Source organism: Dysgonomonas mossii DSM 22836 (assembly GCF_000213575.1).
Lineage (GTDB): Bacteria > Bacteroidota > Bacteroidia > Bacteroidales > Dysgonomonadaceae > Dysgonomonas > Dysgonomonas mossii.
The window spans coordinates 385,515-403,517 of record NZ_GL892004.1; the positions used below are offsets into that span (position 1 = coordinate 385,515).

At 37.9% G+C, this 18,003-nt stretch carries 10 protein-coding genes; 3 read left to right on the top strand and 7 right to left on the bottom strand.

Features of this window, described 5'->3' with window-relative positions; genetic code table 11:
- Positions 1-2: 2 nt before the first annotated feature.
- Positions 3-875, bottom strand: a complete 873-nt coding sequence (locus HMPREF9456_RS01590; protein WP_006841697.1) for a YicC/YloC family endoribonuclease — start codon at positions 873-875, stop codon at positions 3-5.
- 134 nt (positions 876-1,009) lie between these two features.
- On the opposite strand from HMPREF9456_RS01590, the gene HMPREF9456_RS01595 reads away from it, so the two are divergent.
- On the top strand, positions 1,010-1,369 hold the full coding sequence (locus tag HMPREF9456_RS01595) for an arsenate reductase family protein (RefSeq protein ID WP_006841698.1): 360 nt from the start codon (positions 1,010-1,012) through the stop codon (positions 1,367-1,369).
- A 7-nt stretch (positions 1,370-1,376) separates the two neighbouring features.
- Positions 1,377-5,918 (top strand): translocation/assembly module TamB domain-containing protein, encoded by a 4,542-nt coding sequence (locus HMPREF9456_RS01600; RefSeq protein ID WP_006841699.1) that lies wholly within the window; start codon positions 1,377-1,379, stop codon positions 5,916-5,918.
- Positions 5,919-5,961: 43 nt separating this feature from the next.
- Here HMPREF9456_RS01600 and uvrA read toward each other — a convergent pair whose 3' ends face one another.
- The 3 genes from uvrA to HMPREF9456_RS01615 all read right to left on the bottom strand — a co-directional run bounded on the left by uvrA (position 5,962) and on the right by HMPREF9456_RS01615 (position 10,167).
- Positions 5,962-8,754, bottom strand: coding sequence for an excinuclease ABC subunit UvrA (gene uvrA, locus HMPREF9456_RS01605; protein WP_006841700.1), 2,793 nt, complete (start codon positions 8,752-8,754; stop codon positions 5,962-5,964).
- Between the two features lie 130 nt (positions 8,755-8,884).
- Complete coding sequence (locus HMPREF9456_RS01610) at positions 8,885-9,373, bottom strand: DUF5004 domain-containing protein (protein WP_006841701.1); 489 nt, start codon at positions 9,371-9,373, stop codon at positions 8,885-8,887.
- A 203-nt stretch (positions 9,374-9,576) separates the two neighbouring features.
- Complete coding sequence (locus HMPREF9456_RS01615) at positions 9,577-10,167, bottom strand: bifunctional nuclease family protein (protein WP_006841702.1); 591 nt, start codon at positions 10,165-10,167, stop codon at positions 9,577-9,579.
- 220 nt (positions 10,168-10,387) lie between these two features.
- Here HMPREF9456_RS01615 and HMPREF9456_RS01620 point away from each other — a divergent pair, with 220 nt between their 5' ends.
- On the top strand, positions 10,388-12,181 hold the full coding sequence (locus HMPREF9456_RS01620; RefSeq protein WP_006841703.1) for a helix-turn-helix domain-containing protein: 1,794 nt from the start codon (positions 10,388-10,390) through the stop codon (positions 12,179-12,181).
- Between the two features lie 497 nt (positions 12,182-12,678).
- Here the strand turns inward: HMPREF9456_RS01620 and HMPREF9456_RS01625 are convergent, their stop codons facing one another.
- The 3 genes from HMPREF9456_RS01625 to HMPREF9456_RS01635 form a co-directional block, all read right to left on the bottom strand.
- Positions 12,679-14,865 (bottom strand): glycoside hydrolase family 3 C-terminal domain-containing protein, encoded by a 2,187-nt coding sequence (locus HMPREF9456_RS01625; RefSeq protein ID WP_245530983.1) that lies wholly within the window; start codon positions 14,863-14,865, stop codon positions 12,679-12,681.
- 135 nt (positions 14,866-15,000) lie between these two features.
- Positions 15,001-16,455, bottom strand: a complete 1,455-nt coding sequence (locus tag HMPREF9456_RS01630; protein WP_006841705.1) for a glycoside hydrolase family 30 protein — start codon at positions 16,453-16,455, stop codon at positions 15,001-15,003.
- Positions 16,456-16,530: 75 nt separating this feature from the next.
- Positions 16,531-17,979: a glycoside hydrolase family 30 protein gene (locus tag HMPREF9456_RS01635; protein ID WP_006841706.1), complete on the bottom strand. Its 1,449-nt coding sequence runs from the start codon at positions 17,977-17,979 to the stop codon at positions 16,531-16,533.
- Positions 17,980-18,003 lie beyond the last annotated feature (24 nt).

Below are 18,003 nucleotides of genomic sequence, written 5' to 3' on the forward strand. Positions count from 1 at the left end.
CCTTACAATACGTTCAACACCTGCTCTTTAATTTGTTCGAGCTCATCTTTCATTTTTACAACAACCTGCTGCATTTCGGCATGGTTCGATTTTGAGCCCATCGTATTTACTTCACGCCCTATTTCCTGAGCTATAAAACCGAGCTTTTTACCTTGTCCTGATCCTGATGTCATTGTTTCCAGAAAATATTTAAGGTGGTTGTTCAAACGGTTCTTTTCTTCGTTTATATCAAGCTTTTCGATATAATAAATCATCTCCTGTTCGAAACGATTCTTATCATAATCGAAATCCTCTATTTTCTTTAGGGCTTCTGAGATACGACCTTTTATTTTGTCTACACGTTCGGCTTCGAAGGGCTCTATATCTGTCAGAAGAGTTTTTATGTTAGATATTTTTTCTTCAAATAGCTTCTGAAGCATTGCACCTTCCTGCTTGCGGAAAGCATGTAACTGATCAATTGCTTCACCGATTACATTCGATACCATAAGCCATTCTTCTTCGTCTACTTCCTGCGCTTCATACTTCAACACATCCGGTAAACGTAGCAGCACCTGGAACCAGTCTTGAGGAACAGCAACCCCTAACTTTTCGCAAGATTCTTTGATCTGATTATAATATCCTTCTATGATACTTTGATTGATCTGTGTAGCGGTTTCGCTGCCTATGTTTTCTATATATATTAGAAAATCTACCTTTCCTCGCTCTAGTTGGCGAGATAGCAGATTGCGGATTTCCATTTCGTGCTCCTTATACAGATTTGGTAAACGTACCGATAAGTCGAGTTGTTTACTATTTAAGGATTTTACTTCAACAGTAATTTTCCTTTTATGAAGTTCAGCAGTTGATTTGCCAAAACCAGTCATTGATTGTATCATGCTGTAATTTTTAATTTTAGGTACAAAAATACACAAATTATTACGTGAGAAGTCAACTTTAGCTAATTAAACTACGTTATTCATCCGTAAACTTTTATTTTTGTATATTGTTCAAATATAAAATGACATATACAATGACAACAACACTCTTTTTACAATACCCTAAATGCAGTACTTGCCAAAAAGCCGCTAAATGGCTTAAAGAAAATAATGTAGAAGTAAACAACAGAGACATTACCAAAGAAAACCCGTCGAAGGCAGAATTGTCTGAATGGATAAAGAAAAGCGGACTTCCTATTTCCAGATTTTTTAATACTTCGGGGAGAATCTATAAAGAGAATAATCTCAAAGAGAAGGTGAAATCAGCATCGCAAGAAGAATTAATAGATATACTATCTTCTGACGGAATGGTAGTAAAACGTCCGATTGTAGTAGGAAAAGATTTTGTTCTGGTAGGATTTAATGAAGAAGAATGGATTCAGAAGCTGAAATGAAATAAGTATGGAGGAAATAGATCAGAATACTCATATACACGAAGAATTACCAAAGAAGAAAAGCTTGATAAAGAAGTTTTTCAAAGTTTTGATGTATATAGTTCTATCGCTGATAGGTCTTAATATTCTTCTTTATGTACTTCTTTCTATTCCTTTTGTTCAGCAGAAAGTTGCTAACTATGCGGTAGATATTCTAAAAAATACACTCAAAACAGAAGTTTCCATCGATGAAGTTCGTCTTAGCCTTTTCAATCATGCAACCCTAAATGGCATATATATAGAAGATCAGGCAAAAGACACATTGCTCTATGCCAAACATTTGGATGTAAAACTAAGTCCGTGGCAATTAATTAAGAGTAATACACTAGCCATTACAAGTATAAGCCTCGATGATTTTCTTATCAACGTTAATAAAAAGGATAGTGTTAGCGATTTCAATTTTCAGTTTATTATAGATGCTTTTTCCGGAGATACGGTTAAAACGGATACAACAAAAAGCACACTGAAAATTGTCATCACAGATGTTGATATAAGAAATGGCAGACTGAATTATGATGTTCTTTCGGACTCGGTAACGCCTCACCTATTCAATGCTTCTCATATCTCATTATACGATCTGAATATTAATCTCGACCTGAATTCTATTGACCCCGATAAATTGGATATTGCTTTAAATAATCTATCGGCGAAAGAAACGACCGGTCTTGAAATCAAAACGCTGGAGGGACAACTTTATTCGGATAAATCGCAACTTTGGGTAGATAATCTATCTTTAAACCTCCCTAATTCGCATCTCAGAACCGATAAAGTGCGATATAACTTATCCTCTTCCGAATTTGAAGTACAAACTGAGAGTACAGAGATATCTCCGATCGACTTATTATCCTTTCTTCCTCAATTAAAGTTTCTGAAAAATAATATTATTCTATCTACGAGTATTAAGGGAACATTACCCGCCGTAAATATCGAAAATATAAATATTGCTTATGGCAATGAGGCATTATTAGCAGCAAAGGCTTCAATCTCAAATTACGAGAGATATGGAAGTGCTGATATTTTCCTTTCGATCGATAAATTCAAGGCTTCCTCCTCGGCTGTCACCTCTTTTGCGAGAGTTGGAGATTCTACTTTTATAGCTCCTGATATATTCAGAGAGCTTGGAGATCTATACCTGAAAGGAAATATAAAGGGACAATTAAGCAAGTTTAAGCTGGATGCTGAGGCTTGGTGTCGTCAGGGAGCTATCACGGCGAAGGCAAGCGGAGGGGCAGATAGTATATTTTCACGCTTCAATGTTGCGGCAACATTAAACACTCAGAACTTCAATCTAGGCAAATTGCTGGGAGATACTTTGGGGTTGAAGCGTTTATCCGCTAAGATAGATGTGAGAGCAAGACAGGCAGAAAAAGGACCACTGATAGCACAGCTACAAGGGGAAATTGCATCTATAGAGTACGGAAAAGATACTTATCGAAATATTCCTTTCGATGCATACTATAATGCGGCAGAAATGGGAGCATCGGCAAATGTAAATTCTCCGATTGGAAAAGTATATGCAAAGGCAAGTATGACTCAGGCACGAGTGCCCGACATTAATCTGAGATTGAAAGTAGATACACTACATATCGATCGTTTCTATAAAGATGAAAACTGGGTTAATCCACGTTTATCTCTTGTGTTGGAAGGGAATGTGAAAGGGTTGGATATAGATCAGATGGAAGGAAAGGCTGTAATTGACAGTCTAAATCTCTATGATGCTAATTTTAATTTCAAGCCCGGGAAGTTTACATTAGAAATGGGTAAAAGAACAGAAAATGATAAGTTTATAAAACTTACTTCTTCTCTTCTTACCGCTAATATTGATGGGCAATATAAATTCACATCTCTTTCGGACGAATTTTCTGAATTGATGAATAAGTATCTTCCGGCAGTTTTCCCAAAAGTAAAAAGGGTAAAAAAAGATCAGAATAATTTCACTTTCAATCTAACAGCAAATAATACCGAAGAGCTGGGTCGAATATTATCACTCCCTGTCGATATTATCGAACCTGCAAGTATAAGCGGGAGGATAAATACAATAGATAATGTAATCACTGCAAAAGGAAATATTCCATATCTCAAATTTGGAGAATATGATATAAAAAGTACGACTGTTGAGGTGGTAAATCTTGACTCTGCTTTTAATATTTCGGCCGGAAGTGATATTCTTATGCAAAAAGGTTTGTATTCATTAGCCTTAAATGTCAGAGGTGCAAATAATGTGATGCGTTCTGTGGTCAATGTAATGAGTAATAAAACGGATATAGATATTGGGGGAAAAGTAGATGTATTAGCACAGTTTAGCAGAGACGAGAAGAATGAATTACTCTCTTACCTGAAGGTTAGCCCGTCTGATATAATGATAGATAAGCTTGCTCTAAATCTACTTCCGGCAGAAGTCTGGAACAAAGGAGAGCGTACCGAAGTTCACAATTTGGGAATAGGCGTCAACAAGAAAAAATACATCGGGTTAAACGGAGTTATTTCCAGAGAAGTAGGCGATAGCTTGAATATTGACTTCAACCATGCTGAGATAGGGGAATTGTTAGAAGCATTTGATGTAAAGAATATCAGGGGATGTATACATGGAAATGTGCTGATGACAAAAATGCTTGATCAACCTGAACTCTATACCCGCAATCTGGAAATAGGAGACATTGTAATATTCGCAGATACATTGGGAACAATGACTGTAGATAGCCATTGGAGTGATAGCTACGGAGGGGTAAGGTTAGATGCTATATTGGAAAAAGGAGATAAAACTTTTGCAGAGGTAGACGGTACAGTGTATACCAATCAGGATTCTCTCGATTTGCAGGTCAGAATGCAGCAAATGCCACTCAGGTGGATGCAGCCTTTTGTTGCCGATATGCTAAACAAGATAGATGGAAGCATAAGCACCAATCTGATGATAGAAGGATCAACTAAAGCTCCTAAAGTTCGTGGATTCCTCGGGTTCAACGATACTCAGATAGGAGTCGATTACACGAATGTGGTTTATACCATATCCGATACTATACGTGTTAGTCCCGATAAGATAGGGTTTGATAATCTTACCTTAAAAGATAGTCGAGGAAATACGGCTAATGTAAATGCGACGTTGACTCACAAGAATTTTGCAGACATGAAGTATCAGCTTGATATGCGTATGAATAAGCTGATGGTATTAGATACGGAACATCGTACAGACAGTTTATTTTACGGTCGGGTGTTTGCATCCGGGCAGGTGAAGATAACAGGTGATGAGAAGAATATAAATTTGGATATGCAGATAAAGAATGATAAAAATTCGACTCTGAATATTCTATTGCCTCAGCGATCAGAAGCTTCTGATTACAAGAGTATTGTTTATATTAATGTTCCTGAAGAAAAATTGAAAAACACGATTGATAATATCGTGAAGGATGCCCCTCTACCTATTAAATTGAAAATCAGGCTGGATGTGACACCGGATATTAATCTGGGAATAGTAATCGATCCGCTTACAGGAGATCAAATGCATGTCAAAGGAGCAGGACGAATAGATTTTACATATGACATGCAGAGTGAAAATATGTTTGCATATGGAGACTATACACTGAATGACGGTTCTGTTCGACTCAATCTGCAAGGGATAAAAAAGCTAGACTTTAAGATACAGGATGGCAGTAAGCTCAATTTTACAGGAGATCCTTTGAAGACGAAGTTTAATATAACTGCTTATCGGAGAGTAAGAGCCAACTTGAATACTTTGGACAATAGTTTTGCCCTTAATGGAAGTACAACCAAGGTAGATGTTGATTGTATTCTTAAAATAACGGGCAATATAGATAAGATGGATGTGTCTTATAATATTAGCCTTCCGGGTGCTGATGACGACACAAGACAGAGGATAAATAGCTTGATTAGTACCGACGAGCAAAGGGTGCGACAGTTTGCGTCCTTAGTTGCCACGGGGTCATTCTATTCAAGTATGGGGAATAGTGGGGTTAACTTCACAAATAGCTTGTGGTCGTCACTTGCTTCCAGTACCCTTTCGGCAGGATTGACAGCATTGGTGGGTAACATGCTGGGCGATAAATGGCAAATAGGTGCTAATGTAGAATCTGATGACGGCTCATTGTCGAATATGGACATGAGTGTGAATCTTTCTCGTAAATTTTTGGATGATAGATTGACATTTAATACGAACTTGGGAATGCGTACAGATCATGCAACATCTGCTGACAATTCTCTTATTGGCGACTTTGATTTAGAGTATCAATTAAACTCTTTATGGACTCTCAAGGCGTATAGCCATATGAATAATCAATTCTATCGTCAAGCACCTACTACGCAAGGGGTGGGGATAGAATACAGTAAAGAGGCTGCAACGTTGAAACGTTTGTTCCAATCTTTCAAGCCGAGAAGGCGTAGGGTACAACAGCAACAAACAGAAAATGGAGCAGCACAAACACCATTGCCTAGCGATTCGACACAGGTAAAAGTAGAGCAGCAGCCTATTATAAATGAACAAAAAAAGAAACAGTAAATAAGTTATTTACTGTTTCTTCTTTTGTGAGATATCTATTTTATTATTGGTCTAATTTTTCTTTTAAGAAGCGGCCTGTATAAGATTCTTTGCATTGAACGACTTGCTCAGGTGTGCCTTCACAAACGATGTTCCCACCATCTTTTCCTCCTTCAGGACCAATATCAATGATATGATCTGCATATTTGATTACATCCATGTTATGTTCTATAATAACTATTGTATGCCCTCTTTTAATCATAGAATCGAAGGCTTTCAATAATGTTTTTATATCATGGAAGTGAAGACCTGTGGTTGGCTCGTCAAAAATAAAGAAAGTCGGATCGGGCTTCTCATCAGCTAAATGGAAAGCAAGCTTTACACGTTGATTTTCTCCTCCCGACAGAGATGAAGAAGACTGACCTAGTTTTACATAACCCAATCCCACATCTTGTAGTGGTTTCAGACGTTTTACTATTTTCTTTTCGGTATTGCCTTTTCCTCCTTCAAAGAATTCGATTGCCTGATCGATTGTCATTTCCAATACCTCATAGATATTTACGCCTCGGTATTGTACATCGAGTATGTCTTGTTTGAATCTTCGCCCTTTACATACTTCGCATTCGAGCATCACATCTGCCATGAATTGCATTTCTACCAAAATCTTGCCTTCACCGGCACACTCTTCACACCTTCCCCCTTCTACATTGAAAGAGAAATAAGCGGGAGTAAAATGCATCTGCTTGGCAAGCGGTTGCTCGGCAAAGAGTTTTCGTATTTCATCGTAAGCCTTGATATATGTAACCGGATTTGAACGAGACGAACGGCCAATCGGATTTTGATCGACCATTTCGATTTCTTTTATCAAGTTGAGATCACCTTCCAGACCATTGTATTGTACGATTTGGTCTCCTTTTCCTTTATAATGACGCTCCAATGCTGTATAGAGCACATCCGTAACCAGTGATGATTTCCCTGAGCCACTCACCCCCGTTACTACGGTCATTACATTCAAAGGAAACTTTACATTGATATTTTTAAGGTTGTTTTGTCGTGCCCCTTTTACCTCAATGTAATTGTTCCATTTGCGGCGGATTTTTGGTACTTCTATTTTCTCTTCTCCATTCAGGTAGCGTACTGTATAGCTGTCTGTATGCTTGCGAAGTCCATCTACATCTCCTTGATATACGACTTCTCCTCCTAGTCGTCCTGCCTTCGGGCCTATGTCTATTATATAGTCTGCTGCACGTATTATCTCTTCATCATGCTCCACTACTACCACCGTATTGCCGATGGCTTTTAGTTCTTGCAGGACGTTAATCAACAGGTCTGTGTCTCTGGAATGCAATCCGATACTTGGCTCATCTAATATATATAACGAACCCACAAGGCTGCTGCCGAGAGACGTTGCCAAATTGATACGTTGGCTCTCTCCTCCCGACAATGAATTCGAAAGACGGTTTAGGGTAAGATAACCCAGCCCTACATTTACGAGATACTGAACTCGTACATTTATATCAGTCAACAGACGTTTGGCGATTGCAGCGTCTGTTTCGTCTAATTCTAAGTTCTGGAAAAACTCTTGTAATTCTGTAATAGGCATCAGAACCAAATCAGCAATGGTTTTTCCTGCCACTTTTACATAGAGAGCTTGAGGTTTTAGCCGTGCTCCTTTGCACGAAGGACATGTCGTTTTCCCACGATAGCGAGCCAGCATAACACGATATTGAATCTTGTACTGGTTTTCTTCAACCATCTGAAAAAATGCGTCAATTCCATGTAGTCCTATAGCACCATGCCACAATAGGTCTTTTTCTTTATCCGATAGTTCAAAGTAAGGTCTGTGTATAGGAAAATCATAGCGGGCTGCAGATTGGATGAACTCCTTTTTCCATTCGCTCATTTTTTCACCTTTCCAGCATACGACGGCATCTTCATAAACAGACAAGCCTTTGTTGGGGATAACCAAATCTTCGTCAATACCCATTACTTTGCCAAATCCTTCGCATACAGGACAAGCACCGACAGGGCTATTGAAGCTAAACATCAGATCGCTGGGTTCTTCAAATTGAATTCCATCAGCTTCGAAATGTTTAGAAAAATTGAACATCTGAATTTTATCACCCGTATAAAAGCGGACGATACAGTCACCTTCTCCTTCGTAAAAAGCTGTTTCTATGGATTCCGAAAAACGACTGATATTGGCAGAATCTTTGTCACAGGTAAGACGGTCGATCAAGAGAAGCAGATCATCCGGGTTTAAGTCTTTCTTTGAGGCTATTAAATCTTCTATTCGCTCAAATTGGCCTGAGATTTCAACTCTGGAGAATCCTTCTTTGAGTAATATTTCTAACTGTTCGATCAGTGTTCTGTCATTCCGAAGGATTATCTTTGTCAATATGGCCAAGCGGGTATCTTCGGGGAAGGAGAGCATCTTTTCTACAATGTCGCTTACCTGATGCTTTTTTACGACTTCGCCTGATACCGGAGAGACAGTCTTTCCGATGCGGGCAAATAGTAATCGTAGATATTCGTATATCTCTGTAGATGTACCTACTGTTGAGCGAGGATTGCGTGCGCTCACTCGTTGTTCGATGGCTATCGCAGGCGGAATACCTTTAATATAGTCACTTTCGGGCTTGTTCATCCTACCAAGAAACTGACGGGCATATGACGATAGGCTCTCTACATAACGGCGTTGTCCCTCCGCATAGAGCGTATCAAATGCCAAAGAAGACTTTCCTGAACCCGAAACACCTGTAATAACAATAAATTTATTTCGAGGGATTTCGACATCTATATTTTTTAGGTTGTTAACCCTTGCTCCTTTTATGAAAATATTTTTTTCTGCTGCCATAGTTCTAAAAAATGGATACAAAAATACGAAAAATTAAGCGCATATTTATACTCATTACAAACTTTGACATAAAAGGCAAAAGCCATTCTTTTTTAGAGAATGGCTTTTTACACTATTGACAAACAGCTTTTTATTTTGTTATCTTGCTGAATGTATCAACTCGTATGGCTTTCTTGATATCGGCTTTGTCTATTTCTAGTTTTTCCGCAACTTTTTCTTTTACATCTTCCGAAGCAATAATATCAGTGCTTTTGTAAGATAATGCTTGTAAGCTTTGCTCGTGCTTCAGTGTTAGGATGTTATCTTTCAATGTGTATTTACCTTCTATTTCTACCAATTCCTCGTTGACAGCTATCTTAGCTTTGAATGTGCTGTCGAGTTTAAATACATACACGTTATTTGCAACATCATTCATTTCTTTAATAGCAGCTACTACTTTTTCTTTTATCTCCGGCTTGGTGACTTCTACCTCGGCATCCGTTTTCGCATGTTTCCATGTACCCGAAATCACAGATACATCATTACCGTTGTCTTTATTGTCGTCATCGCTACACGACATAGCACCAAAACTAAAAATAGAAGCGCACAAAGCTAATCCTAGAATTTTTCTAAGTTTCATAATTTATTCTTTATAATTAACAAATAATTTTTTACTCAAAGAGTGATATCAACCTCTAAAAAGAAACCTCCGGATTTGTTTCTTTTAAAAAGATGATCGGGACACGCTTTTCGTTGCACAAGCGAATCCTTATAAAGCTTAAAAAAGGTTTAGATTATGGAAATAGTGGGTGTAGTGTATTTATTATAAGCTAATTGTAAAAATTACTTAGGGTCATCTTTTTTTTTAAGTAATTCGTCTCTGAGCAACGATGCCAGTTCGTAATCTTCTCCATCAATAGCATCTTTAAGAAGGCTCTCCAATTCTTCTTCGTTTAATAAGGAGTAATCTAATGCCAAATTATCTTTTTCGTTTTCCGACGCATTATCTTCCGACGTATTGTCATCAAATACAACCGCTTGTTCTTGCATAATAATTTCGGATGTATATACCGGAGATTTGGTTCGTAAAGCAATGGCTATTGCATCCGATGTCCGCGATTCTATTTCTATTATTTCTGTTCCCTGGCGCAGTATCATTTTAGAGAAGAATACACCATCTTCATATTTGTAAATATTCACCTCGAGCAATAGAATACCAAGCTGTGCCAATAGAGTCTGAAAGAGATCATGTGTTAACGGACGAGGGGGAATTGATCCCTGTAGTTTGAAAGCGATAGATTGGGCTTCGGGTGTGCCTATCACGATCATTAAACGGCGTAAGCCGTCTTCTTCAGCCAATACTAGTCCATAAGTTCCAGACTGAGACTGGTTGAAAGAAAAGCCAAGCACGGATAGTTTTATTTTATTTTCCATTTATATTTCAAAATTATATATTTATTTCATTACTTTGATACAAAGCCCCGTTGTTTTAAAACATTTTACTTTCAGAATACCTCTAGATTCTATTTTTTTGAGATTTTCTTATGTTAATAGCAAAATTTATTTTATTTTGCATCGATTTTGCTATATAACAAAATAATAAGACTATAACACAAATTGAGTGGTGCCCTATAAACTTATAAACTACACAGGGATGAGAAGGCTATTTCTGATTCTTTCCCTCTTATTAACAGTTTCTATCGTCAATGCTTTCAGCATAGATAGTGTATACGTGAAACAATACAACAGAGTGCGCTACTTCTGCTCTGATTCTGTTTTCTATAAATTAGCTCATGATGGATTTATTAAAAGCGTAGATGACTTGTCTGATTACTACGAAGATATATTTAATTACCTGCCTTTAGACAGACAACTTCAGGAAATATCAAAGGTAAGACGAGAGGCAAAGAAGTATAATTCATCACAGTTGGATATAGAAGCAGACTATATGTATGCTTTAGTCCTACCCGCAGGAGAAAACAATGATATCTCTTACAAAATAGCCAAAATGGAGGAGGTTGTTAAAAAGGCAGAGAGACAAAACAATATGGTAATGAAAATTAGGGCAATGGAAGCCATATTTAATATATACTGGAAGTCTTCTTTATATGCTAAAGCCTTTGCCCAAACTTACGTTATAGACGAACAACTAAAAAATATCACCGCTGAAGAATATCCCGGAAGAGGGTATGCTTATTATCAAATAGGGAGGGCGTATTACTTTTTTCGTAACTATGATAAAGCTATTCCATATCTGCGGCAAGCTTTAAAGCCTCCAAAATATTATTTCGATCGTTCCAATTTATTGGCACGAAATGCAATTGGCTCGTACTATAATTTGATTGGGAATACAGACTCGGCAGAGTATTATTTCAGATCGGCATATTTTAGTGTAGATAATGTAAAGCTGAAGCCGGTTATCGATGCAGTATCGCTTAGTAATATAGGAAAATGTTTGATTAGTAGAGGTAAGCCGGATGATGCAATCCCATATCTTCGTGCCGGACTAAACCGGATGCTCATGGATAATGATTATGAGCTGGCGTCTGATGTTAGTTTAGAATTAGCCAAAAGCTACCTTTTGAAGAATGATTTTAAAAAAACGAAGACCTTAATAGATTCTACTCAGCTTTTTATACGAAGAACCGAAAACACAGATCTTTATCAATCATTGTATCCTCTGATGTGTTGTTATTATTCCAAAGTGGGGAATAAAGAGCTGGCACTTGCTTTTTTTGATTCTACGCTGATGATTAATAAATATTTTCAGGATAAGTATAGTAGCCTGATACTTCTAAAAGCTGAACAAGACTTATATGAGACCAAGGCTCGGGTAATGAATGAGGATATGAAAGCCAAGGAAGATGCTTTTAAATACAAAATATTCTATGGAAGCATAATTATACTGATTATTTCGGTTGGACTTATCGTTTCTATCGTATTGTATCATAGAAATAGGATGGCATATAGGGCTCTGGTATATAAAAATCAAGAGTGGGCAAGCGAGATGTTGCCTTATGCTACTTATGAGTCTGCGGATGTATTAGAGGAAGAAGACAAATCAGAAGAAAAAGCGATAGAAGAGGAGCAACCTACACAAGAAGATGTTGCTTTGATGAAAGAAGTACATGAACTAGTTTCGAAAGAAAAGATTTTTAAAAATGCTGATTTGACTTTAGACTTAATGGCTAAACAAATGAGTATAAATAGAAATTATTTGTCGAAAGCAATTAACCAAACTACAGGGAAAAATTTTAATACCTATATCAACGAATACAGAGTAAAAGAAGCTATAAAGATTTTATCAAATGAAAAGTCTGATGTCATTTCTATTGATGCTATAGCCTTTGATGTCGGGTTTAATAACCGCACATCTTTTTATCAATCCTTTAAGAAAATAACGGGGCTTTCTCCGTCTGACTTCAGAAGTAATAAACCTACTGTATAAGCATCTAAAAGTCTGTCTAATAATCTTATATTTTATTGTAAGCTATTGTTTATTATGCATTTATGCATCTTGTGGTAAGGAATTATAAATATTAACCAATGTGTTGAATTTATCACTTACCTTTGATATTATTAAATTCCATAACAGAGGTCCCAACCTTCGTTAATTGAATTATTATTCTCAATTACACAACACACTTTACAAAACAAACTCAGTATGAGGGGCAAATCGAAAAAGATTTGCCCTTTCATTTTTTCAGAGTTTATATGAGGCATTATATATACATATGCTTGAGCTTCTTATGTAAGTTCCCAACATACTTTGACTATTAGGATTATATGGCAAAATGTGAGGCAATCTGTAAGTATTTATAAATACTTATATTTATTATGCTTATTACTAGTGTTTTATTTGATGGTAGGCTTCTGCGTGCTTTTATACAAAAAGAAAAAAGCACAGATCATTTGACCTGTGCTTCCTGTTTTTATGTAAGAATTTTATTTTAGTTTAAATCCTACCTTTGATTTTATATCTGTTGAAGATGCTCCGATGATTGCTTCAAAGTCACCATTTTCGGCAACCCAGTCATGTTTATCCGCATCAAAGAAGCTTAGGGCTGACTTGTCAATCGTGAAAGTCACCGTTTTTTCTTCTCCTGCTTTCAGGTTTATTTTTTCAAAACCTTTCAACTCTTTTACAGGGCGGGGAAGAGATGATTTCAGATCGCTTATATACAACTGAACTATTTCTGCACCGTCTCGGCTCCCTGTATTTCTTACATTTACAGAGAATGTGATTTTTCCATCTGCTGTCATTTCTTTCTTATCGGCAGATACTTTTCCGTACTCGAAAGTAGTATAGCTAAGTCCATGTCCGAAAGGGAATAAAGGTTTGATTTTTTCTTTATCGATCCAACGGTATCCCACGAAGATACTTTCTTTATAAGTAGCTTCTTTGTTTACACCCGGATAGTCGCCTAGCTTATGAGCTCCGTTGTCTTCGAGCTTCACAGGGAATGTGAAAGGCAGTTTTCCCGAAGGGTTTGCATCACCTGTAAGAATTGAAGCCAAAGCCGTACCTGATTCAGTACCGTTATACCATGTTTGAACAATAGCCGGAACTTCGTTTATCCAAGGCATTGCTACAGCATTACCCGAGATATTTACAACAACAAAGTTTTTGTTTGCCTTTGCCAGCTCTGAAATTACTTTATCCTGACCATAAGAGAGGCTCAATGATTCGCGGTCATTGCCTTCACTATCCTGTCTGTCACTTTTGTTTAATCCTCCGATAAATATAACCAGATCAACGTTCTTGGCAAGGCTGGTTGCTTCTGCGATCAGTTCGCTTGCTGAGCGTGAGTCGTGAAGGTCTCTCTTTAGCTTTACGCCGTTGTATTCGCTTGTAGGGTCACCTACATAGCCACGAGCATATATAACTTCCGCTTGTGTTCCCACACGATTGATGATTCCGTCCAGCGGCGAAATCTCATATTTAGCTTTTAATGAAGAGCTGCCTCCTCCTACTGTCATTGGCTTAATTGCGTTTTCTCCAACTACGAGTATTTTTTTCGTTTTATTCAGGTCGATTGGTAATACCCCGTTGTTGTTCTTCAACAATACAATTCCTTCTTCTGCTATTTTGCGTCCGGCAGCTGCATGCTCCGGTGTTCCAAAAGAGCCCCAAGGACGTTTTGTGTTCATTGTAGTACGGAATGCAAGACGAAGAATATTACGAACTTTTTTGTCTACTTCTTCTACCTTTACTTCTCCCGATTGTAATAGTTTCAAGAATGGTTTTGCCAGGTAATAGTTGTCATAGGCATTGCTTGCCCCTTCACTCAGTCCATCAGTCCACGAACCGAATTCCATATCCAGACCATGATAAATAGCTTCCTTTGTGCTGTTTACTCCACCCCAGTCGGATACAACGACTCCATCAAAGCCCCATTCTCCACGGAGTATATCATTCAGTAAATATTGGTTGTGGCAAGCCCATTGTCCTTTATATCTGTTATATGCACCCATTATAGCCCAAGCTTTTCCTTCTTGTACAGCAGCTTTGAAAGCCGGAAGATATATCTCGTATAGGGCACGATCATCTACATTTACATTTACTGTATGACGATCTATTTCCTGATTGTTGAGAGCATAATGTTTTACACATGCTGCTACTCCATTGGCCTGTACCTCCTGTATATAAGGCACCACCATTTTTGAAGCCAGATAAGGATCTTCTCCCATATACTCGAAGTTTCTTCCATTGAGTGGTGTACGGTAGATATTTACTCCCGGACCAAGTAGTATATTCTTGTTACGATATCGAGCTTCCTCTCCGATGCTTTTTCCATACAGCGCAGACATATCTTTGCTCCATGTTGCAGCCAGACATGTAAGAGCCGGAAAAGCGATACACGAATCGTTAGTCCATCCGGCCTGATCCCACTCATCCCACAAAACTTCGGGGCGAATACCGTGAGGACCATCTGTTGCCCAATTCTCAGGAATGCCTAAACGGGGAACTCCTGCCGAACTGAATTTAGATTGTGCATGGCACATGGCGACTTTTTCTTCCAGAGTCATTCTGGAGAGCGCATCTTCAATTCGTTGTTCAATAGGTTTTGTTTCATCTAAATAGATAGGTGTTTTGTTTTGCCCTATCATATTTAAGCTTATAGCTCCCATGATTAGGATGCTTAATAGCGTTTTTCCTCTTTTCAGCATAAGTATGTAATTAATAATTTAGTATTTTCTTTTTTTTGCAAAAATTGGTCGCAAATATAATCTTTTTATTATTCAGCTTTTAATATTTGAACCGATTCATTTCCAAATGCACGAAATTACAGAACTAGCCGGTACGTTGTAGCTGAATGATTTGTTCCCAAGTTGTACTGTAACAGTGTGCTGTGCAGGGGTGTCATTTAGCAATACGATAGAATAGGTTTTGTCCGGATTCTCGAATGCTGAATAGTAGATACCTTCTACTGTTTGTCCTTCCGACTTAATACGATGGCTACCCGGTTTTATAACCTTTGACAGATGAGCCATTGTATAGTAATGACTATTCTTGTCTGTTGTTTTATAATCGTTAGAGTCTATCGTGATGCAACCTAAGCAAATATCACATCCGCCCGGACGGTCGGGGCCATGCTTGTCGTCAAGCATATAGTTCCACATAATAACTGCTTTGTTATAGTTGTTGATCGTACCGATACAAACTTCACGCATGTTCCACATCAAGTCTTTTGCAAATGAATATCCTTCACCCCAAAGCCCGATTGACATTTCTGTGAAATATAAGTTCTTGTCAGGACGGCCGTTATGAATTTTCAATAATTCTTCTTTATCACCACCATAAGCATGAAAAGCGGCACCATCGATATATTTTGCAGCATCGGCATCCTCGTATATTTTTAGTGGATATTGTTTTTGATCGAAGTTTTCTGCTTTGTCTTCATCATAGTTGTAATTATGATCATAGACCAATATTTTAGTTTTTATGCCTGCTTTTTCAAAGGCCGGGCCTAGTGCAGATTTTACAAAGTCTCGTTGCTCCTGCCAAGTCATATATAGCGACATGGAATTCCCTCTGTTCAACGGCTCATTTTGTATTGTTACGGCATCTATCTTGAAGCCTTCCGCTTCCATTGCCTGAATATATTTTACAAAGTAGGCAGCATAATCTTGATAATATTTAGGATTTAACTGTCCGCTTGTCCAAGAGTCAAATGGTTTTAGTTCTTGCAGGTTGTTTACCTTCATCCATTTAGGGCAAGACCAAGGTGAGGCCATAATTTTCACAGCCGGATTAATCGCCTTTATTTCTTTCAGAATTGGAAATAGATCGCGTTTGTCATATTCATGCAGAGCGAAATTCTCTATCCCCGGTTTGTCACAATATGTGTATTCGTCTAACGAAAAGTCGGAAGCTCCCAGTGATATACGGATATAGCTGTATCCATATCCATTCACCGGATCGAATGTTTCTTTCAGGAGTGTAGTTCTGTCTTCTGCTGTCATCTTTAAAAGATTATAACAGCTTGACCCGGTTATGGCTGCACCAAAACCGTCCATTTCCTGATATTTCTCTTCAGGATATAGTGTTATTATATTGTCAGTAGCTTTTGTGTCTGATTTAGCAGAAAACGCTACCGAGTCTTTTTGCATTGTCTTTTCTTTATCTGCCGTAGTCGTATATATTTTTACATACTCCTTTTTCTCGGTACAAGAGAATAGGATAGAACAGAAAAGTGCTGCGTAAACAATTTTTTTCATGAGGATTTAAATTATTCAAATTTCAAAAAGGAGTCTGCATAGAATGAATTCATATACAGACTCCACCAAACAATCTTATTTCAATATAAATGACGCAATAGCCAAATTCGGAACGTTGTACACGAACCGTTTGCTTGTTGCTTGATCTTTTACTGTAAGATTAATACTATTGCCTGATTTGTTGACAATCACAAGGCCTTTGCTGCCATCAGGATTTAAGAAAGCAGTAGCTGTAACTCCATCAGGAAGTGTCCCAAGAAATGAAGTACTAATCATTTTTGCTCCACTTCGGCATACCTTACCAAAGTGCCCTAATAGATAATATTCGAGCTCTTTCTTATATACATCTCCATCTATGGTTACAATTCCTCTACAATCTTCGCAAAATACTCCTCCCGGAGTTACGGGGCCATGTTGCGAATTAAGCGCAACGTTGAACATCATATAGTTGCTAGATCCGTTTTGTATACATGGTACAAGAAAGTCTGTAAGATAATAGAATAAGGTTTCCATTTCTGTACCTGTATTCCATCCTCCTCCCGATAATTCTGTTTCGTATATACTTTTATCTGGGAATTCTGCTTTAACGGCATTGATAGCCGATGGATTCCCTGCATAACCATGAAATGCTGTTCCGTCAATATATTGATTTGCGGTAGCATCTCGTAATACGTTGATTGCGTAGTTGTAAATGTCGAAGTTGTGGTCTAGTATTAATATTTTAGTTGTAATACCCGCCGTTTTGAATTTAGGACCAAGATATTTTCCTATTATTTCTGCTTGTTCCTGCCATGACATTTTCATAGAAGGGTGCACGCCTGATTCGAAATCGGCTTCGTTTTGCAATGTAATAGCATCAATTGTAATTCCTTCAGCTTTCATTGCCTCTACATATTTTACAAAATAGGTAGCATAAGCATCATATACTTCCGGGCCTTTAAGCTTGCCGTTATTTAATTGGCCGCTACTCTTCATCCATGCCGGTGGTGACCATGGGCTTGCTATCAGCTTAATTTTAGGATTGATTGCTAGTATCTCTTTCAATACAGGCAATAAATCACGCTTGTCTATTTCAGGAATTGCAAAATTTTCTATTCCCTCTTTATCACAATATGTATATAGTGCCATCGAAAAATCGGAAGCTCCAATACATAGCCTTAAGCTTTCTAGTCCTGCACCTTCTTTCGGATCGAACAGCTCTTTGAGAACCTTTGCCCGAGCTTCGGCACTCATCTGTTTGAGGAGATATGCCGATGAGCCTGTAAGACCACCACCAAATCCATCTATTGTCTGATATTTCACAGTGGGATCGAGCCGTAATACAACGTCTGTAATGTCATTCGAATACTCGATCGGAAGTTCTTTCATCATATAAACTTTCGATTGAGTAGTCAGCCACATTCTTACGTCATTATTCTCGGTAGACCCTTGCTGATCATCATCTGGTGATTCCGGATCTGTATTGTGATCGGTGCACGCTATAGCCAGAAGAAGAGATAATACAGGAATTAAATATTTTTTCATGTTTTTTTATCTTTTATTATTGGC